We start from the raw sequence: 19410 nt of genomic DNA, 5'->3' as shown, positions 1-19410 counted from the left end.
GAACCGGCATGTCTCGCAAACTGATCGCAATGCTTCTGACCACCGCTGCACTGTCCCTTTCCGCACCGCTGATGGCCGAGCCGCAAAGCGTCAATATCAATACGGCCACGGCGGCCGAACTGACCGCTCTGCCGGGTATCGGAGAAAAAAAGGCCGACGCCATCATTGCTGACCGTGAAGCCCATGGTGCCTATGAAAGTGCTGATGACCTGAGCCGCGTCAGCGGTATCGGCAGCGCCACCGTCGAACAGCTGCGCGATAGCGTCGAACTCTGAGAACCCCACGGGCGGCAGTCCTGCCACTGCCGCCCTGCCTGTTTACCTTTTCATTTCCTCCCTCGACTTTTTGTTTCCGTCCTCGACTGCCCGACTTTTGTCCCCTGTCATCATCCGGGCATATACCTCTCGCGCCTGACATGCCAGTATCCTGTGCTATCGACAGCTGCCGCGTCTGACGCTCCCTGACCAGGAGGCCCGGGCGATCACGGCATCCTTGTGAACACATTGAACGCGAGAGTGCGAAGACATCATGCCCCTGCTGTTACCCATCGGCTTTTTTCTATTGCTGGATCTGATCTCGATTTTTGTACTGGGCAAGCTGATCGGTGCCTGGGTACTGCTGGTCATCGTGCTGGCGGCTGCCTTCGGGATACATCTAATACGCCGTGAAGGCGTGGACTCCTTTCGTCAGGCCCAGCAGAAAATGGCCACCGGCGGTGAGGCAAGCGCCGAACTCAAGCGCGGTGCCGCACTGATCATGGCAGGTGTCCTGCTGGTCATGCCGGGGATTTTGACCGATATCATTGCCGTATTCTGTCTCATGCCGTTTTCCCGCAGTGCGCTGCTGGGACGTTTCATGCGCAGCAACGTCAACGTGCATCGCTACCATCCTGACCGCGATCGCCGCGGTGACACCTATACCCAGCCCGGCCGTGACACCTCGGACGACCAGCCATCGCAACCCCGCGTGATCGAAGGCGAAATTGTCGAGAATGAAAAGGATCGGCGCGATTAAAAAAATTGTCTCGCCCCCTTGAAACCCTTCAATGCGACCTCATTAATCTGCCACGTCGTGATATCGACCCAAATACTCCGGCAACCCCGGAACCAGGGGGTCATCAAGCCACTTGATTGGGCGCCCCCGAGCAGTCCATGTAACCAGTTAGGGAGAACGTGAGAAATGAACATCCGTCCTTTGCACGATCGCGTTGTCGTTCGTCGCGTGGAAGAAGAACAAAAGACTTCCGGTGGTATCGTTCTGCCCGGCAACGCGCAGGAAAAGCCGACCCGCGGTGAGATCCTCGCAGTTGGCAAGGGCCGTATCCTTGAAAGCGGCGAAACACGCCCCCTCGACGTTCAGGTCGGGGACAAGGTGATCTTCAAGGATGGCTTTGGTGTCGAGAAACAGAAGATCAACGGTGAAGAAGTTCTGATCATGAGCGAGTCCGACATCCTCGGCGTGCTCGAAGGCTGATACCTCTTTTACGTCTACGTCATTTTTTACACGAACATAGAATCGAGGAATTACCGTAATGTCCGCCAAGCAGATCAAGTTCTCCGATGATGCCCGCAAGCGCATGGCGCGCGGTGTCAACGTTCTTGCCGATACCGTCAAGACCACACTGGGGCCGAAGGGCCGTAACGTGGTACTGGAAAAATCCTTTGGTGCACCGACCGTCACCAAGGACGGCGTCTCCGTCGCCAAGGAAATCGAACTGAAGGACAAGTTCGAAAACATGGGCGCACAGATGGTCAAGGAAGTGGCTTCCAAGACTTCTGACGTCGCCGGTGATGGCACCACCACGGCGACCGTTCTGGCGCAGGCCATCGTCAACGAAGGCCTCAAGGGCGTGACCGCCGGCATGAATCCTATGGATCTCAAGCGCGGCATCGATATCGCCATCGCCAAGGCCGTCGAAGAAATTCGCAGCATGGCCGTTCCGTGCACCGATTCTCGTGCCATCGCCCAGGTCGGCACCATTTCTGCCAACGGCGACAGCACCATCGGTCAGATCATCGCTGACGCGATGGAAAAGGTTGGCAAGGAGGGCGTCATCACCGTTGACGAAGGTCGCGGCTTTGAAGACGAACTCGAAGTCGTTGAAGGCATGCAGTTTGATCGCGGCTACCTGTCGCCCTACTTCGTGACCAACAACGAGACCATGTCGGTCGAGCTGGAAGACCCCTACATCCTGCTGGTCGACAAGAAGATCTCCAACATCCGCGAACTGCTGCCGGTGCTGGAAAACGTCGCCAAGGCCGGCAAGCCGCTGGTCATTATCGCCGAAGACATCGAAGGCGAAGCGCTGGCGACTCTGGTCGTCAACAACATGCGCGGTATCGTCAAGGTCGCGGCGGCCAAGGCGCCCGGTTTTGGTGATCGTCGCAAGGCCATGCTGCAGGACATCGCGATCCTGACCGGCGGTACCGTGATCTCCGAAGAAGTCGGTCTGAGCCTTGAGCAGACCACTCTGGATCATCTGGGCAGCGCTCGTCGCATCACCATGTCCAAGGAAAACACCACTGTCATCGACGGCAACGGTGTTGAGTCCGACATCGAGTCGCGCGTCAGCCAGATCCGCACGCAGATTGAAGATACCTCCTCCGATTACGATCGCGAGAAGCTTCAGGAGCGTGTCGCCAAACTGGCCGGCGGTGTTGCCGTTATCCGCGTCGGTGCGGCTACCGAAGTGGAAATGAAAGAGAAGAAGGCGCGCGTTGAAGATGCGCTGCACTCGACTCGTGCCGCCGTTGAAGAAGGCGTGGTGCCCGGTGGCGGTACCGCACTGGTCCGTGCCTCGGCTCGCCTGCGCGACATGAAGGGCGCCAACGAAGACCAGACGCACGGCATTCAGCTGACCATCCGTGCCCTGGAAGCGCCGCTGCGCCAGATCGTGACCAACGCTGGCGAAGAAGCCTCCGTGGTGCTCAACCGGGTTCGCGACGGCGAAGGCAACTTCGGCTACAACGCGCAGACCGGCGAGTACGGTGACCTGTTCGAAATGGGTGTTCTTGACCCGGCCAAGGTCTCGCGCTCTGCCCTGCAGTCTGCCGGTTCCGTTGGCGGCCTGATCATCACGACCGAAGCCATGGTCGCCGATGATCCGGAAGAGAAGGAAGCTGCCGGTGGCGGTGACATGGGCGGCATGGGTGGTATGGGCGGCATGATGTAATCATCCCCCGAAGCCCGACCTGCTCAGGGTCTCTTCAAAAGCCCCGCCTTGTACGGGGCTTTTTCATGTCTATGGTATGCTTCATGCCCCATTCATGATTCACAAGCGTGTCTGCCTTCATGTCCCTCACCGTCCGCGCCGCCGTCCCCGAGGATGCCGCCACCATCGTGCGTTTCATCACCGAACTTGCCATCTATGAGCGTGCCGAGCACGAAATGAAGGCAGATGAATCGATGATTCGAGACACTCTGTTCGGCGACCACCCGTACGCCCATGCCCTGATCGCCACGAAAGACGATCAACCGATTGGCCTTGCCGTCTACTTCTTCAACTATTCGACCTGGCTGGGCCATCGCGGCCTCTATGTCGAGGATGTATTCGTCACCTCAAGTGCCAGAGGCCAGGGTGCCGGTCTGGCATTGATGAAGGCGCTGGCTGCGATTGCCGTCGACAACCACTGTCCGCGCTTTGACTGGCAGGTGCTGGACTGGAATCAGCCGGCGATCGATTTCTATGATGCCATCGGCGCCGAGCCTCGCAGGGAGTGGCTCTCCTATCGCCTTGAAGGCGAGGCACTCAGGCAGTTTGCCGGTTCGGGAGCGACGCGCCATGACTGAACCACGCTCAACGCTGGATCACGTTCGCATTGTGCTGGTGCAGACCTGGCATCCGGGCAATATCGGGGCAGCCGCCCGTGCGATGCGCACCATGGGGCTGTCACAGCTGGTGCTGGTCAATCCGCGCCGTTTTCCCGATGAAGAAGCAACGCGCATGGCCGCCGGCGGCGAATCCCTGCTGGTACAGGCGCGCGTGGTGGAAAGCCTTGAAGACGCCGTCGCCGACTGCGGCGCCGTGGTAGGCCTCTCTGCGCGGCTTCGCAATCTGCCCCTGCCGCAGTTTGAAGAAGGCGACGACATGGCGCGCGAACTGATGTCACTGGCTGAGGATATGCCGGTGGCACTGGTATTCGGGCGTGAGCGTTCGGGCCTGACCAACGAGGAAATTGCCTGCTGCACCCATCAATTGAGCCTGCCCGCCAACCCGGATTATCCGATTCTCAACCTCTCCCAGGCCGTTCAGGTCTGCGCCCATGAGCTTTATCGAGCGTGGCGCCACCGCAACGCAGACGACACTGCATCCACCGAAGCGGCAGCTGGCGGACGTGAAAAGGATCTGCCCCCCACACGTGAGCAGATGCAGCATTTTCAGCAGTCACTGGCCACGGCGCTTCAGGACGCCGGTTTTTTAAACCAGCCTCATGCCCAGACACTGGAGCGGCTACAGAACTTCTATCAGCGCTCCTCCCCTACTCGCAAGGAGCTTTCGCTGTTGCAGGGGGCGCTTCGAGCCCTGTCATCAGCCGACGACAGATCATGAAAAAAGGCCCCACCAATGATGGGGCCTTCATGTTCAAACCATCAGAACCGAGGGCGCTATCGTAGCAGCCGTTGCCGTTAATGTGCCCCGACGCGCGGTGCGTTACGCCCCAGCCCGCCAAAGAGATCCAGCATGCGTTCATGCCACTGCGCCACCGGGTCATCGGATTTGAGCAGCGCACCATCGTGAACCACCCAGGCCAGCATGAACATCCCGAACACCAGGTAGTCGGCACCGGCCGGATGATCGCCATCGATGAAGGGTGATCCTTCAAGCTGAGCGCGCAGCGGTGGCAGTGCCTTTTCAAGCATCTCAAGGCCCTGCCCGGTATTTTGAAACTGCTCAAGTGTCGTGCCAAAGCGTGCTTCGCGACTTTCCCGGAAATACGGCTGATCCTTTGGATCAATGATCGAGAACACGTCCAGAATGGCAATCTTCATCAGCGCCGGGGCCAGCTGGGTTTCCGACCAGTGCTTGATAAAGCGTGCCCGCGAGCGCGCCATATTGTCACCAAAAAGGGCAGGCCCCGGATACTTCTGATCCAGCCAGGTCATGATCTCGAAGCTGTCGGTGACCACCTCATCATCTTCATCAACGATGACCGGCACTTTCTCCTGACCGGAGAAGGCAATGTCCTGCTTGTCGCTGAAATGCCATGCCCGGGTCTCGAACGTCAGCCCCTTGTGATGCATGGCCAACGCCGCTCGCCAGCAAAAGGGAGAAAATCGCAGGGCAGTCCCTTCGCCACAAAGGTCATACATGATGCGCGCCATGCTTGCTCCTTCTCAATATGGGATCGACAGTCGTGCTGTCACGATATCCCTCACTATAGCAATCAGAAAACACCGCACAGGGATAACGGCTTCTACCGACTCAGAGAATCATGGCGGCGATCCAGCCAAAGGCCATCAGTGGCAGGTTATAATGAATAAAGGTCGGCACGACCGAGTCGCGGATATGGTCGTGCTGACCGTCGGCAGCAAGGCCCGAGGTTGGCCCCAGTGTGGAGTCGGAAGCAGGAGAGCCTGCATCCCCCAGCGCCGCCGCCGTGCCCACCAGCGCGACGGTGGCCATGGGCGAGAAGTCAAAGCTCAGCGCCAGCGGGACATAGAGTGACGCGATGATCGGGATGGTCGAAAAAGACGACCCGATGCCCATGGTGATGAAAAGCCCCACCAGCAGCATGATCAGCGCGGCCAGTGCCTGGCTGCTGCCAAAGGTGTGTGCACTTTGCACCAGTGCCTCGATGTCGCCGGTGGCCTGCATGACGCTGGCAAAGCCTGCCGCCGTAATCATGATAAAGCCGATGGTCGCCATCAGACGCATGCCTTCGGTAAAGACGCCGTCCTGCTCGCGCCAGCGAAACACACCGCTGACCGAGAGCACCACAAAGCCTGCCAGCGCCCCCAGCACCATGGAATCCAGCCAGAGCTGTACGGTAAGCGTCGCGCCGATCGACACCACCAGCGCGCCCCACTGCCAGGGTTTGAGTCGGGTACGGGGCTCGTCACTGCCCGTCCCTGAGTCGGGAGCAGCGGCATCGGCCCGGGCGGCCACGGCACGATCCTCATAAAGGCGCGGGCGGCGATAGCTGATAAAGACCGCGATCAAAAGCCCCACCAGCATGCCGGAAATGGGCAGCGCCATGGCCATCGGCACCTGTGCGGCCGTGATCTCGAGCCCTGCGGCCTCCCCCGCCGAGTTGATATTGGCCAGCAGAATATCGTTGAGAAAGATCGCGCCAAAGCCGACCGGCAGCAGCATGTAGGGGGCGGTAATCCCGAAGGTAATGACGCAGGCGACCAAGCGCCGGTCGAGCTTCAGGCGGTTAAAGACCGGCAGCAGCGGAATGACCACGATGGGGATAAAGGCGATATGCACCGGCACCAGATTCTGCGAGCAGATGGCGGCGCCCAGCAGGGACACGATCAGTAACGTCTTGAGGGTCTTCGGCTGCGTCCGCTCCCCCTCGAGGGCCCGGATAAAGCGCTGCGCCACCCCCTCGGTAATACCCGAACGGGCCAGCGCCACGGCAAAGGCGCCCAGAGAGGCGTAGGAAAGCGCGATACCGGCACCATCACCAATGCCGTCATTGAAGGCGTCCAGCACCTCATGGATGGAGAGACCGCTATAGAGACCGCCGGACACCGCCGCCACGATCAGGGCCGCCACAACCGGCACACGCGAAAGGCTCAGACCGACCATGACAAGAATGGAGATGACAATGGCATTCATTGGCGCAGCAACCACAGGCAGAGAGTGAAGCCCGACCACGGGACCGGGATGGCATTGCCCCCGTCAGAAGGGCGCGCGCACTCTATCACAAACACCTGCCCGGAGGATCACAAACGCATGCCATAAGGCGGCTCTGGCCTGCATATTGCAGTCATGCACATCGCTTTCAGGTACGCCTGTCGCCCCATGCTAGACTGAGGTCTACCGTGACCGACGTTTTCTGGAGCAAGGATCGCCATGTCGATCGAAGATCTACACCTCAATCTGCGCAATCTTGAAGTCGAGGATTACGCCAAACTCAAGGTGCTGATGGATGTTGTCTATAACGACATTGGCGGGGCCTGGGAAAAGCACACCATCGATCGCCTGATCGCCGAATTCCCGGATGGCCAGATCGTCATCGAGGATGAAGACCGCATTGTGGGCGTCGCGCTGACCGTACTGGTCGACTATGAAACCTTCTCCAATCCGCACAAGTACGATGACCTGATCGGCAACCGCGAGATCATCCTCAATAACGTTCAGGGCGATGCGCTCTACGGCCTCGATGTCCTGATCGATCCGGCCTACCGGGGCTACCGCCTCGGGCGACGCCTGTATGAAGCGCGCAAGGACCTGTGCCGCTCCATGAACCTGCGCGCCATTCTGGCCGGCGGGCGGATTCCCAACTATTTCGAGCACGCCGCAGAGCTTTCGCCGACGCAGTACATCGACCAGGTGTCGCGCAAGGAGATCTACGACCCGATTCTCTCCTTTCAGCTCGCCAACGATTTTCTGGTCAAGCGCCTTTTAAAGAAGTATCTGCCCGAAGATGAGCGCTCGCAGGGCTATGCGACGCTTCTTGAGTGGAACAACATTCTCTATGAACCGGTGGCGCGCGTGCTGGAAACGCGCAAGACCCAGGTACGGGTGGGCGCCGTCCAGTGGCAGATGCGCGAATTCGCCTCGGTCGAGCAGGTGCTTCAACAGGTCGAGTTCTATGTTGACGCCATCGCCGACTACCAGAGCGATTTCGCCGTTTTCCCGGAGCTTTTCAACACCCCGCTGATGGGGCTGACCGACCAGTCCGACCAGATCAAGGCCATTCACTTTCTGGCCGGGTTTACCGAGCGTTTCAAGACCGAAATCTCGCGCATGGCGGTGTCCTACAACATCAATATCATTGCCGGTTCAATGATGGAGGAAGACAGCGAAGGCAAGCTCTACAACGTCTCCTATCTTTGTCATCGCGACGGCAACATCGAGCGCCAGGCCAAGCTGCACATTACTCCGCAGGAGCGACGCGACTGGGTGGTCGAAGGTGGCGACGAGCTGCGCGTTTTCGAGACCGACGCCGGACGGGTCGGCATCCTGATCTGTTATGACGTCGAATTCCCCGAACTGCCGCGACTGCTGGCCGAGCAGGAGATGGACATTCTGTTCGTACCGTTCTGGACCGACACCAAAAACAGCTATCTACGCGTGCGTCACTGCAGCCAGGCCCGGGCAATCGAAAATGAATGCTATGTGGTCGCCTGCGGCAGCGTCGGCAACGTGCCCTCGATCGAGAATCTCGACATTCAGTACGCGCAGTCCTCGGTCTTTTCACCCTCGGACTTTGCCTTCCCGCATGATGCCGTCATGTCGGAGACCACGCCCAACACCGAGATGGTCATGTTCTCGGACCTTGACCTGACGCGCCTGCGCGTGGTCAGAAGCGAGGGGTCGGTGACCAATCTCAAGGATCGCCGCAAGGATCTTTTCGATCTGCGCTGGCGTGACTGGTCGTGGAAGTCGGGCTCCAATCCGGATTCATATTGATACGCACGGTTGTACAACAACCATTGTCTTTACACGTCATTGTTCTAGACTTTTCCAAGGATCGGCGGGCATGCCTGCTGATCCCCCTATCAGCAGGAGGCGATGATGAAAAAAGTTTTGATGACCGGTGCCACCCTGGCCCTGACCACCCTCTGGCTTGGCGGCTGTGCCGGCGGGCCTGACTGGCAAAAGCCGGACGGTACCTCTCAGCAGCTGCATTCCGACCAGGCCGATTGCCAGGTCATGGAAAACAAGGCAGACAACGATCAGACCTATGATGACTGCATGAAGGGCCGAGGCTGGACGCCCAACTAACGCCGGCCTGATGGATACGCTATCGCGTCTCGGGCCTCCCCTGTGGGAGGCCTTTTTCATGGCGCCTTCCTGCCCGTCGCAATACGCTCCGCGGTTGTCATGCCCGGTGGGCGTGCCTCTTCTATCCTTTAAGGATCAATGACCTGTCGACGAGGGGATAATGGGCTGGTGGCAAGAGCAGAAATGGCAGCGATGGCAGGCGCATCACCCGCTGCCCGACGCGGCGTGGCGCAACGTCCCATCGAGCCTGCCCCTGCTGGCCGGTCTGCCAGAGCCGCTGCTGGCCCGGCTGGGTGAGCGCAGCTGGCGGGTGATGTTCGAGCTGCGTCTGTCACTGCCGGCAGGCGTTGAATGGTCGCTTGAAGCGCATCTGCAGATGGCGTCACAGATCGCGCTGATGGGGCTTGGCTGGTCGGATCGGCAGGCACTTGCCGCCCTTGGAGACACCCGCGACATTATCGTGGTGCCCGGTGCCTTTCGCCGTCATGTTCAGGAGATGGATGACTTTGGTGTCATGCATGAATTTGACGATGAGCGGGCCGGAGAAACCTCCTGGGGTGGGCCGGTCGTGCTGTCACTGGAGGATATCGGACGCTCGGGAGAGTGGGATGGCTTCAACGTCATCATTCACGAATTTGCCCACAAGCTCGACATGACCGGCAACATGGCCGTTGATGGCCAGCCCGCCCTGCCGGCCCACATCAGTGCAAAAGAGTGGTACGACACCTTCATGCGGGCCTGGGATGCCCTTCAGAACACCCTTGAGCGCGGCGAAGTACCGGCGATCGATGACTATGCGGCCACGCATCCAGGCGAGTTTTTTGCCGTGTGCTGCGAGTACTTTTTCAGCGCTCCCGATCTGCTTGAAGGCGTCTGGCCCGACCTTTATGCCCTGCTGGTGCGCTATTTCAATCAGGATCCGCTTGAACGCCATCAACGCCTGGACCCTGTCTTCTGCACCCCGAGGCCCGAGCGATAGCCACTCTCCTTCCATGACCGCACGGCGTTCAGGACAGCGGGTAGCGCTCAAACCATTCGCGCAGATGATCCAGCAGACTGCGAAGCCTGGGCGTCACCTGATCCCGATGGGCATACACGCAGTAAAGCCCCAGCACATCATGATCATACTCCGGCAGAACGCGTACCAGCTTTCCACTGGCCAGTGCCTCATTGAGCAGAAAGTCGGGCTGGAGCGTGATGCCCATGCCGGCGATGGCCATGTCGCGCAGTACTTCACCGCTGTTGGCAGTGACTCCGGCCTGGGTCGTGCCGCTGTGGTGGTTGGCGCCGCGCGTAAAATGCCAGCGCTGGCCGTGACGGGCATAGCGATAGTGAAGCCCCTGATGCGATGACAGCTCCCAGGGATGCTGTGGCGTGCCCGCTCGTGCCAGATAGTCGGGAGAAGCACACAGTGTGATGCCGATATCGCCGATGCGACGCGCGATCAGGGTCGAATCTTCCAGCGACCCGATACGAAGTGCCATGTCAAAGCCCTCCTCAACCAGATCCACCTGACGGTCACTGAGGACCAGTTCCAGCGTCACGGAAGGATATGCCTGTCGGTAATCGGCCAGAATGGGCCCCAGATAAAGCGTGCCAAAGGCATGAGGGGCGCTGATGCGAAGCCGGCCATCCAGCAGGACCTGATCATCGTGCAGCGCACCTTCAAGCGTTGCCAGTTCGCGCACAATCGCCTCCCCCCGGGTGAGAACTTCCCGCCCGGCCTCCGTCAGGCTCAAACGCCGTGTGGTGCGATTGATCAACCGCGCCCCGAAGCGCTGTTCCAGAAAGGCAACATGCTTGCTGACCGAGGAGCGTGACATCGACAGCCGTTCGGCGGCACCGATAAAGGCCCCCTGCTGTGCCACCTCCATAAAAACCTTGAGTGCTGCGACGGTATCCATGATTGTTTCCAGATCGAAAACCAATACTCTCTGATTAGCAGGTTTATCCTGAACGAGGAAGTCATCAAACTGCGAGCATTCAAACATCCCGGAAAATGCCTTCATGCAAACAACCTATAATGCCGCCGCTTCTGCCGACACTAACATCGCGGGTCACGATATTGCCGCCCTGCTGCTGCGTCTGGCGCTGGGCACCATGTTCATTGCTCACGGCCTGACCAAGCTGCTGGTCTGGACGCTGGCAGGCACCGGCGCATTTTTCGCCTCGATCGGGCTACCGGCCTGGGTCGCGTGGCCCATTACCGGCCTGGAGCTGGTGGGTGGGGCGTTGTTGATTCTGGGCGTTCGCGTGCGCTGGGTCGCACTGATTCTGGCTGTTGAGCTGGCCGGTGCCAGCATGCCGCATCTCGCCAACGGCTGGATGTTTACTGCCTCCGGCGGCGGCTGGGAATATCCGGCATTTCTCGCCGTCACAGCACTGGCCCTGAGCTTTCTCGACGGTGGCAAACTAACCGTTTTCCGCCTCGTCGGACAGCGCTGACTCTTCGATTACTGGAGTTCATGACATGGCACAGGTTCTGTTCATTTCTCACGGCTCGCCCATGGAAGCTCTGGATCAGAGCAAAAGCGCCAACGCCTGGCAGGCACTGGCCGGCCAGCTCAAGCGTCCGTCACGCATTATGGTAGCCTCGGCACACTGGTCGAGCTTTCCAACCCGCCTGACGGGCAGCCAGACACCGACCACGATGCATGATTTTCATGGTTTCCCGGCGCTCTTGCATGGTCTTCAATACCCCGCCCCGGGCGAGCCCCGACTGGCACGTCATGTCGCCTGTCGGCTGAGCGCTGCCGGCCTGCAGTCCTGGGTCGACCCCAAGCGGGGCCTGGATCACGGCATATGGGTACCGCTGCGCCATCTTTATCCCGAGGCGGACATCCCTGTGGTAGGCATCTCCATCAGCGCCCGCCATGATACTGACTGGCATTACTATCTGGGCCGTCAGCTGGCGCAGGCACTCGATGACGATACGCTTCTGATCTGCTCGGGCAGTATCACCCATAACCTGGGAGATACCCGTGGTGATCGTGATGACGTCTCTGCCTATGTGGATGCCTTCCAAACCTGGGTCGGTCAGCAATTGGCCCTGCGCGATGACGCAGCGCTGCTGAACTATCGCCAACAGGCACCGGAAGCGGTACGTGCGCATCCTACCGATGAGCATCTGCTGCCCCTGTTCGTGGCGCTGGGTGCCGGCGATACCCGCGCGCCGCAGCGCTTCAATGCCGTCGTCTCGCATCAGGCCCTGGCGATGGATGCCTATCTGTTCGAGCGCGCCCCCATCGAGGCTCCCGCTGCCATGCCGCGCCAGACGCGCGCGCTGGTCAGCGTCGGTCGTTAGCCTCCGTTGAGCAGGCGTCATGCTGGCTCTGCTCCTGCCGGGCCAGCCACTGCCATAAAAGTCCGGCGTTTTTGTGCAGCGTGCGCCCCTGCGGACGTACCAGCCAGAACCCCTCCCGAGTGGGCAGGGTAATTTCAAAGGGGATAACCAGGGTAGGGTCATGCCCTTCGAGCAGACGACGATGCGCCAGCGCCACACCGCAGCCACAGGCGGCCAGACGTAACGTCATGATCTGCGTATCACACACCAGTCGACGGGCGTGAGAGGCCAGATGCGCAACGCCTGCGGCCTCAAGCCAGCCGGCCCAGCCTGCGGAAAACCCGGTGGCATGCAACAGGGTCTGCTCTGCCAGGTCCTTCGGTGTGGCAAGCTTTTCTGCCACCTGCGGTGCACAGATTGGCGTCATTACCTCATGTCCCAGCGACTGCATCTGAACATCCTGCCAGTTTCCCTGACCGTATCGGATCTCGATATCGGCATCGCCGGTGCCAAACTGCTGTGACCATACGGCCGTCACCACACGCAGCTCGACATCCGGGTGCTGACGGTGAAAGGCGCCCAGCCGCGGCGCCAGCCAGTACTGCTGAACGCCGGGAGTGGCCCGCAAAATCACGGGCGTATTGCTGGCCGGCCCGAAGACTTCTGCCGTCCCCATGGACAGTTGCGAGAATCCTTCCTGCAGACCGGGCAGCCACGCCCGGGCCGCATCGGTCAGCGAAATACTCTGCGAATGACGTATGAAAAGGGCCTGGCCCAGGCGATCCTCAAGCAGTCGAATACGCTGGCTGATCGCCGATTGCGATACACCAAGCTCTGCACCGGCCGCAGTAAAGCTCAAATGGCGGGCCGAGGCTTCAAAGGCCTGCATCCAGGCCAGCGGAGGTAGACGGGTCACAATGCTCTCCATCAACCGATCAGTATTTCTGATCGTGGTCGCCATCCATGGTAACAGTGCGCTGCTGGCGCCAGCGACTGTGCCGATTGTGCCATTGGGCGGCTGATCCATGACAACGAACTGACATTATGATGACGGCATCGGTTGATGCCCTGGCACGGTCTGACTAGACTCGTGGCCCTTAATCTGGCTGCGGACGGCGTTGTCATGAACAGGCGTGTGTGGCTTGTCATTATTGTGATTGTGCTCATGGTAGCGATGGGCGGTTTCTGGCAGTGGCTCGCCATGGGTGATGCCATTACGCCCGAAAAGCTCGAGCAGTGGCTGGGCGAAACCATGAGTCTGCGCGAGTCCTGGTGGGCGCCGCCAGCGCTGATGCTGACCTATATGATTGGCAGTCTGATCATGTTCCCGCTGACGATTCTGGTCGGGGCTACCGGGTTGATCTTCGGCCCCTGGTGGGGGCTTTTCTATGCGCTATCGGGCACTATGGTCGCTTCCACGGCAACCTGGCTGCTGGGTCGGCTTCTGGGGCGGGAACTGCTGACCCGCTACGGCGGTGATCGTATTCAACGCCTGGCGGACAGCGTCTCGCGCCACGGCATTCGCACCATGATCGTTTTCAACCTGCTGCCACTGGCACCCTTCACCTTCACCAACATGATTGCAGGGGCCTGTCGCATGCCCTATGGAATCTACATGACCGGGTCGGTCATCGGCATCGTACCGGGGCTGGCGGCGGTCACGATCGCCGGCAGTCGACTGGGCGAGCTGATTCGCTCACGCAGCCTCGACGACCTCATCTGGTTGATCGCCGCGGTGGTCGGCGTGATCGTTCTGGGGCTTGTCTTTCGATGGATCTCACGACGCCGACAGCAGACCTGACACTGCCGGCGTTGTGGTGTCAGGACTTCTCGCCGCTGGAGGACGAGACGTTACTTTCAAGATCATCCCGAAGCTGCATCAGGGTCACCTCTCCCGGAGTCACCGAGATGCTGCCACCGGTTTGAGGGTGGTGTCCCTGCACCATCGGCGTCAGACTGCCCTCCACCAGTGGCACTCTTTGTCCGGTGGGCGGTACCGGACGCATGCGCGGCGCCACCCGTTTCGAGCCACCGAAAACGCGGCGTAGCACCGTGCCGCGGTGGCACAGCAGGTTCCATTCTGCTTCCAGTCGCGCCCGCGCCTGGTCCCAGGTCGTCTTGTCACTGCCCGATGACGCCTTTTGAGTCTTATGGGCCGCCAGCAGCCCCTGATAGACCGCCAGGCATTGATCGGCGCACCTGCAGGTATCAAAACTTGTTGCCGTATCAAGTGCGCCCTGGCGCAGGCCTTGACAGCGCTTCGGGTCCGAAAGGCTTCCAAGTGCCCGGGCAAACGCCAGCTCATCCTGCTCCGGCAGCAGCAGGCCGTTACGTTCATGGGAAAGCACCTCGCGCACGCCCGTGGCATCAAGCGCCACCACCGGCAGCCCGGCGGCCATCGCCTCGACCACCACCATGCCCTGGGTTTCGCTGAAAGAAGCAAAGGCAAAACTGTCCATGGCGTGATAGGCATCAATGAGCGACTGCTCCTTGAGCACGCCGGTCAGGTGAACCCGCTCCCCCACACCCATCTGATGCGCCCGGGTCAAAATGGCGTCGCGCTCCTCGCCATCTCCGACCACCAGAAAGTGCATGTCGGGGTGATCGCATAATGCCCGACAGACGCTGCGCGTGAGAAACGGCAGATTTTTCTCCTGCGCCAGTCGCCCCACATGGCCCACCACGTGAGCATGCTCCTCGATGCCAAAATGCGTGCGCCAGCGCTGACGATCGCCCTGGGCAAATCGTTCGATATCCACCCCGCTGGGCACCACTTCCAGCGGGGTCTGAACGCCACGCTCACGCAGTATGGTGCGAATGCTTTCACTGGGCGCAATCACGGTATCGCAGAGTTCGCTGTAGCCATTGGACAGCGCCAGCGCAAAGCGCTGCATCACCGGAGAATTACCCGGGACATAGTGAGTGTAATGTTCATAGAGCGTGTGATGGGTAAACACCAGCGGCAGACCGCGCCCCTGGGCGACGCGTACCGCCGTGTCCCCCAGCAGAAAGGGATGATTGGAGTGCACGATATCAGGCGCAAAGTCCCGAATGGCGTCATCCAGCGAGCCGGGGATCGTGACCGGCAGGGAAAAATCGCTGCCGTTGAAACGCTGCATGGCGGGTACACGGATAACATCGGTTTCCGTATCGGGCTGGCCGTTGAGCGTGGGCGCCACGACCAGAACCCGGTGACCGGACGTTCTGAAACATTCAACGAATCGCTGCACGGATTCGCTGACACCTCCCACGATGGGACTATAGGTGTTGGTGAACATCAAAATGTTCAAGCCATTCCTCCTGGTGCTGGCCTGCAAAAATGGATCCGACGGCTGCACCTGATAAACCTGATTGCACAAACGTGTCGAGAACCTCGACACCATGCGCGCATTATAGCCGACGGAGTCTAACAGAGCTGTATGGTGCTGGGCATTCCGGCGTGACGAGAACTACACTGCGGGCGGCATCACGATATGTTGATCCATGACACTATAAAACAGGATGCCCGGCCACCTGACGGCCGTGCCCCTGACCCTGGACCCAACCCTGACAAGCTGTCCGAAAGATGAAGGAGTACGCCCCATGAGCACCATTTTTGAAGAGATCCGCAAGGACCACGATACTCAGCGCACGCTGCTGGACCTGCTGGTCAAGACCCATGGTGACAGCGACGGCCGCGAGGAGCTTTTTCAACGCGTCAAGAAAGCCCTGCAGACCCATGAGACCGCGGAAGAGCGCTACTTCTACAGCCCGCTGATGGAGTATGACAACGGAGTCGGAAAATCCCGCCATGGCATCGCCGAGCACCATGAAATGGACGAAGTCATCGAGCAAATGGAGAGCACCGACTTCAGCTCGCCGGCCTGGCTTGGCTACGCCAAAAAGCTTCAGGATATGGCGCTGCATCACTTTGAAGATGAAGAGCAGCAGTTTTTCATCTCGGCCGGACAAAAGTTTGAAGACGATGAGAAAGCGCGTCTGGGTCGGGAATACCGCAGTGAAATGGAGCGTCTGAACAGCTGATCCTTTGGCTGTCCAGGCTCCTCCGGCAGGTGCCCGCATTTCTGCCCGGTCTGATGTCAGGGCAGCGGCGGCAGCCGTTCGGCGAGCCCCGTTGTCATGGCATCAATGAACCGGGCAATCCGTTCCGGAACAAAGCGCTGCTGGCGATGCACCACCATGAAATCCATACGCGGCGTTTCAAAATCGGGCAGAAGCCTTTTAAGCGTGCCCTGCGCCAGCGGCTTTTGTACCTGCCACCAGGAACGATAGATGATGCCGTGGCCGGCCATGGCCCAGCGTGTCACGCTCTCCCCATCGTTACTGCTCATCGTGCCGCCGACGCGCACGCGATGTTCCTGCCCATCTTTCATGAAGCGCCAGTCATCGAAGCCGGCCTCGCGCTCACGCACCACCAGGCAGTTGTGAGCGGCCAGCGCCTCCGGGGTGGTCGGCCAGCCGGCGCGCTCGAGATAGTCCGATGAGGCACAGGCAATACGGCGACTGGCCAGCAGACGCCTGGCACGCAACCGCGAATCCGGCGCCGGACCCACGATGATGCCGATATCCAGATCATGAGCCAGCAGGTCACGCGGGTAGTCACTCAAATCCAGCAGCACCTCCACCTCCGGATGAACACGGGTGAACTGCTCGATCAGGGGCGCCACATGGGCACGGCCGAAGCCAAAGGTGGCATTGACCCGCAGCTGCCCGGAAAGCGCATGACGCTGGGCGCCCAGCGACGCCTCCAGCTCATCAAGTTCCTGCAAAAGAGAGGCACCACGCTTTAAATAGTGCTCGCCCTCCCCGGTCAGGGCCAGACGCCGCGTGGTCCGGCGCATCAACTGAACGCCCAGGCGCTTTTCCAGCTGGGCCAGGCGCTTGCTCACGGCCGACAGCGACAACCCCAGCGCCTGAGCGGCCTGCGTCATCGACTCATGCCGGGCCAGCACCTGAAAAAAGTGCAGATCACTGATGGCTTTCATGCGCGCTCCCCGTCGATTATCTACCTGGATTCAATAATCAATTGCCTGAGCGGGCGATTATAAACGTCGCATGATGCTTTAGAGTACCTGTCATGATGAACACCACGCAGGAGCCTTCCATGCTGGAGATGTTCGAAACCTTCGATCTGGACGTGAACGGGATCACCCTGCACGGCTGTGCCGGCGGCCAGGGACCGCCCCTGTTATTACTGCACGGCCATCCACAGACGCACGTGATCTGGCACCGGGTTGCCCCGACGCTGAAGGATCATTTTCATGTCGTCATGGTGGACCTGCGCGGCTATGGCCACTCCTCAAAGCCGCCGGGCGATCCGGAACATATGACCTACAGCAAGCGCGTCATGGCCGAAGACATGCGCCAGCTCATGCAGGCGCTGGGCTTTGAGCGCTTTTCAGTGCTGGCGCATGATCGCGGCGCGCGTGTTGCCCATCGGCTCTGTCTGGACCACCCGGAACATGTCGAGCGTGCCATGTTTCTCGACATTGCCCCGACGCTCGATATGTATGAGCGCACCGATCGCGCCTTTGCCAGCGCCTATTTCCACTGGTTTTTGCTGATTCAGCCCGCCCCACTGCCGGAGCGGTTGATCGAGGCCAATCCCGACGCCTGGATCGAAGAGGTCATGGGTGGTCGCCACGCGGGGCTTGCGCCCTTTTCTATTGAGGCCCTTGACGCCTACCGGGCCGCCATGAGGCTGCCGGGCACGGCCCACGCCATGTGTGAGGACTACCGGGCCGCCAACACCATCGATCTTGACCATGACCGCATCGATCGAAACGCTGATCATCGCATCCGCTGCCCGCTCAGGGTGCTGTGGGGCAAACATGGCGTGATCGAAAAACTGTTTGACCCGATGGCGCTATGGCGCGCCTGTGCGCGGGATATCAGCGGCCGTGCCCTGCCGTGCGGCCACTATCTGCCCGAGGAGTGTCCCGACGACGTCATCCGGGAAGCCCTTGTGTTTTTCAACGCTGACTGAGCCCGCTCGGTCAGTCTTTCCTGTCGCCCATCAGAGGAGCTCAACATGAGCCATAACATTGCGGTCATCCCCGGCGATGGCATCGGTAACGAAGTCATGCCCGAGGGCGTTCGCGCGCTGGAAGCGGCCGCGCATCGTTTCAAACTGGATTTGAGCTTTTCGGAGTTCGATTTTGCCAGCTGCGACTACTATGAGCGCCACGGCAAGATGATGCCTGATGACTGGCGCGACCAGCTGGGCGGCATGGATGCGATCTTCTTTGGCGCTGTGGGCATGCCCGAGCGCGTGCCGGATCATATTTCGCTTTGGGGCTCGCTTCTGCAGTTTCGCCGCGCCTTTGATCAGTACGTCAATCTGCGCCCGTGCAAATTGATGCCCGGCATCAGGAGCCCGCTGGCGGGTCGCGCCCCCGGCGATATCGATTTCTACGTCGTGCGGGAAAACACTGAGGGCGAGTATTCCAGCGTCGGCGGCAGGATGTTTGAAGGCACCGACCGCGAGGTGGTGATTCAGGATACGGTCATGACCCGGACCGGCATCGATCGCGTACTGAAGTTTGCCTTTGAGCTGGCCATGACCCGCCCGCGCAAAAAGCTCACCTCCGCCACCAAATCCAACGGCATCTCGATCACCATGCCCTATTGGGATGAGCGCGTGGTGGAGATGGCCAAAGGCTATCCGGACATCAACGTCGACAAGTTCCATATCGACATCCTGACCGCCAACTTTGTGCTGCACCCGGACTGGTTCGATGTGGTCGTGGCCAGCAACCTGTTCGGCGACATTCTCTCGGATCTGGGCCCGGCCTGTACCGGCACCATCGGCGTGGCGCCGTCGGCCAACATCAATCCCGAAGGCCGCTTCCCGAGTCTTTTCGAGCCGGTCCACGGCAGCGCACCGGATATCGCAGGCCGGGGCATTGCCAATCCGATCGGCCAGATCTGGTCAGCGGCGATGATGCTTGAGCACCTCGGTCACGTTGATGCCGGCAAGGCCATGGTAGAGGCCATCGAACGCGTGCTGGCAGCAGGCCCCGAAAACACTCCGCTGACCCAGGATCTGGGCGGCAAGGGCACCACCAGTGAGCTGGGCGAAGCTGTCGCCGAGGCCATCAGGGCCGGCTGACCAGCTGACCGGCAACCATCACGCTATTTATGGCGTTGCGATGGAGCTGCCGTCACGATAAAAAAGAAAGGGCCGCATCATGATAGTGATGCGGCCCTCTTTTCATCTCGGCGCCCC

The 19410-nt window shown here is 60.1% G+C and carries 21 protein-coding genes; 15 read left to right on the top strand and 6 right to left on the bottom strand.

The window, feature by feature from the left end:
* Positions 1-8: 8 nt before the first annotated feature.
* The 6 genes from Q0931_RS13820 to Q0931_RS13795 all read left to right on the top strand — a co-directional run bounded on the left by Q0931_RS13820 (position 9) and on the right by Q0931_RS13795 (position 4549).
* Positions 9-275, top strand: coding sequence for a ComEA family DNA-binding protein (locus Q0931_RS13820; RefSeq protein WP_366941620.1), 267 nt, complete (start codon positions 9-11; stop codon positions 273-275).
* Positions 276-528: 253 nt separating this feature from the next.
* Positions 529-1014, top strand: coding sequence for an FxsA family protein (locus tag Q0931_RS13815; RefSeq protein ID WP_299261272.1), 486 nt, complete (start codon positions 529-531; stop codon positions 1012-1014).
* A 165-nt stretch (positions 1015-1179) separates the two neighbouring features.
* Positions 1180-1473: a co-chaperone GroES gene (locus tag Q0931_RS13810; protein ID WP_086899633.1), complete on the top strand. Its 294-nt coding sequence runs from the start codon at positions 1180-1182 to the stop codon at positions 1471-1473.
* Positions 1474-1531: 58 nt separating this feature from the next.
* The gene (groL, locus tag Q0931_RS13805) at positions 1532-3172 is read left to right on the top strand and encodes a chaperonin GroEL (RefSeq protein WP_299261267.1); all 1641 of its coding nucleotides are present in this window, start codon (positions 1532-1534) and stop codon (positions 3170-3172) included.
* Between the two features lie 119 nt (positions 3173-3291).
* Positions 3292-3789, top strand: coding sequence for a GNAT family N-acetyltransferase (locus tag Q0931_RS13800; protein WP_299261265.1), 498 nt, complete (start codon positions 3292-3294; stop codon positions 3787-3789).
* Positions 3782-4549, top strand: a complete 768-nt coding sequence (locus Q0931_RS13795) for an RNA methyltransferase (protein WP_299261263.1) — start codon at positions 3782-3784, stop codon at positions 4547-4549. The genes Q0931_RS13800 and Q0931_RS13795 overlap by 8 nt, the downstream gene beginning before the upstream one ends.
* A gap of 77 nt (positions 4550-4626) precedes the next feature.
* Here the strand turns inward: Q0931_RS13795 and Q0931_RS13790 are convergent, their stop codons facing one another.
* Positions 4627-5322: a glutathione S-transferase N-terminal domain-containing protein gene (locus tag Q0931_RS13790; RefSeq protein ID WP_299261261.1), complete on the bottom strand. Its 696-nt coding sequence runs from the start codon at positions 5320-5322 to the stop codon at positions 4627-4629.
* A gap of 100 nt (positions 5323-5422) precedes the next feature.
* On the bottom strand, positions 5423-6784 hold the full coding sequence (locus Q0931_RS13785; RefSeq protein WP_299261259.1) for a Na+/H+ antiporter NhaC family protein: 1362 nt from the start codon (positions 6782-6784) through the stop codon (positions 5423-5425).
* 237 nt (positions 6785-7021) lie between these two features.
* Between Q0931_RS13785 and Q0931_RS13780 the strand changes: the two genes are divergently transcribed.
* From Q0931_RS13780 to Q0931_RS13770, 3 genes are all read left to right on the top strand, one after another.
* Positions 7022-8584, top strand: coding sequence for a bifunctional GNAT family N-acetyltransferase/carbon-nitrogen hydrolase family protein (locus Q0931_RS13780; protein WP_299261257.1), 1563 nt, complete (start codon positions 7022-7024; stop codon positions 8582-8584).
* A gap of 105 nt (positions 8585-8689) precedes the next feature.
* Positions 8690-8899: a hypothetical protein gene (locus tag Q0931_RS13775; RefSeq protein WP_108842732.1), complete on the top strand. Its 210-nt coding sequence runs from the start codon at positions 8690-8692 to the stop codon at positions 8897-8899.
* A gap of 160 nt (positions 8900-9059) precedes the next feature.
* Entirely contained in the window at positions 9060-9878 is an 819-nt protein-coding gene (locus Q0931_RS13770) for a zinc-dependent peptidase (RefSeq protein ID WP_299261253.1), read from the top strand.
* Positions 9879-9906: 28 nt separating this feature from the next.
* On the opposite strand, the gene Q0931_RS13765 is transcribed toward Q0931_RS13770, so the two are convergent.
* Complete coding sequence (locus tag Q0931_RS13765; protein ID WP_299261251.1) at positions 9907-10803, bottom strand: LysR family transcriptional regulator; 897 nt, start codon at positions 10801-10803, stop codon at positions 9907-9909.
* Between the two features lie 103 nt (positions 10804-10906).
* Between Q0931_RS13765 and Q0931_RS13760 the strand changes: the two genes are divergently transcribed.
* Together Q0931_RS13760 and Q0931_RS13755 are read left to right on the top strand one after the other, a co-directional pair.
* Positions 10907-11344, top strand: a complete 438-nt coding sequence (locus Q0931_RS13760) for a DoxX family protein (protein ID WP_299261249.1) — start codon at positions 10907-10909, stop codon at positions 11342-11344.
* Between the two features lie 25 nt (positions 11345-11369).
* Positions 11370-12203 carry a class III extradiol ring-cleavage dioxygenase gene (locus tag Q0931_RS13755; RefSeq protein ID WP_299261247.1) on the top strand — a complete coding sequence of 278 codons (834 nt, stop codon included), beginning with the start codon at positions 11370-11372 and terminating at the stop codon, positions 12201-12203.
* Here the strand turns inward: Q0931_RS13755 and Q0931_RS13750 are convergent.
* Positions 12187-13098: a LysR substrate-binding domain-containing protein gene (locus Q0931_RS13750; protein ID WP_299261245.1), complete on the bottom strand. Its 912-nt coding sequence runs from the start codon at positions 13096-13098 to the stop codon at positions 12187-12189. The two genes, Q0931_RS13755 and Q0931_RS13750, sit on opposite strands and share 17 nt — an antisense overlap.
* A gap of 207 nt (positions 13099-13305) precedes the next feature.
* Between Q0931_RS13750 and Q0931_RS13745 the strand changes: the two genes are divergently transcribed.
* Positions 13306-13983 (top strand): VTT domain-containing protein, encoded by a 678-nt coding sequence (locus tag Q0931_RS13745; protein ID WP_299261243.1) that lies wholly within the window; start codon positions 13306-13308, stop codon positions 13981-13983.
* A gap of 19 nt (positions 13984-14002) precedes the next feature.
* Here Q0931_RS13745 and Q0931_RS13740 read toward each other — a convergent pair whose 3' ends face one another.
* A complete protein-coding gene (locus Q0931_RS13740; RefSeq protein ID WP_299261241.1) occupies positions 14003-15472 on the bottom strand; it encodes a glycosyltransferase in 1470 nt (489 codons plus the stop codon).
* Between the two features lie 292 nt (positions 15473-15764).
* Between Q0931_RS13740 and Q0931_RS13735 the strand changes: the two genes are divergently transcribed.
* On the top strand, positions 15765-16205 hold the full coding sequence (locus Q0931_RS13735) for a hemerythrin domain-containing protein (protein ID WP_299261239.1): 441 nt from the start codon (positions 15765-15767) through the stop codon (positions 16203-16205).
* Positions 16206-16261: 56 nt separating this feature from the next.
* On the opposite strand, the gene Q0931_RS13730 is transcribed toward Q0931_RS13735, so the two are convergent.
* Positions 16262-17167, bottom strand: a complete 906-nt coding sequence (locus Q0931_RS13730; RefSeq protein ID WP_299261237.1) for a LysR family transcriptional regulator — start codon at positions 17165-17167, stop codon at positions 16262-16264.
* Between the two features lie 119 nt (positions 17168-17286).
* Between Q0931_RS13730 and Q0931_RS13725 the strand changes: the two genes are divergently transcribed.
* Both Q0931_RS13725 and Q0931_RS13720 read left to right on the top strand, forming a co-directional pair.
* Positions 17287-18168 carry an alpha/beta hydrolase gene (locus Q0931_RS13725; RefSeq protein WP_299261235.1) on the top strand — a complete coding sequence of 294 codons (882 nt, stop codon included), beginning with the start codon at positions 17287-17289 and terminating at the stop codon, positions 18166-18168.
* Between the two features lie 45 nt (positions 18169-18213).
* Complete coding sequence (locus Q0931_RS13720) at positions 18214-19293, top strand: tartrate dehydrogenase (RefSeq protein WP_299261233.1); 1080 nt, start codon at positions 18214-18216, stop codon at positions 19291-19293.
* Positions 19294-19410 lie beyond the last annotated feature (117 nt).

The sequence above is a fragment of the uncultured Kushneria sp. genome (assembly GCF_947497025.1).
In the GTDB taxonomy this organism is placed as follows: Bacteria; Pseudomonadota; Gammaproteobacteria; order Pseudomonadales; family Halomonadaceae; genus Kushneria.
The sequence above is the reverse complement of the archived record's forward strand: the minus strand, read 5'-3'. Positions and strand labels throughout refer to the sequence as shown.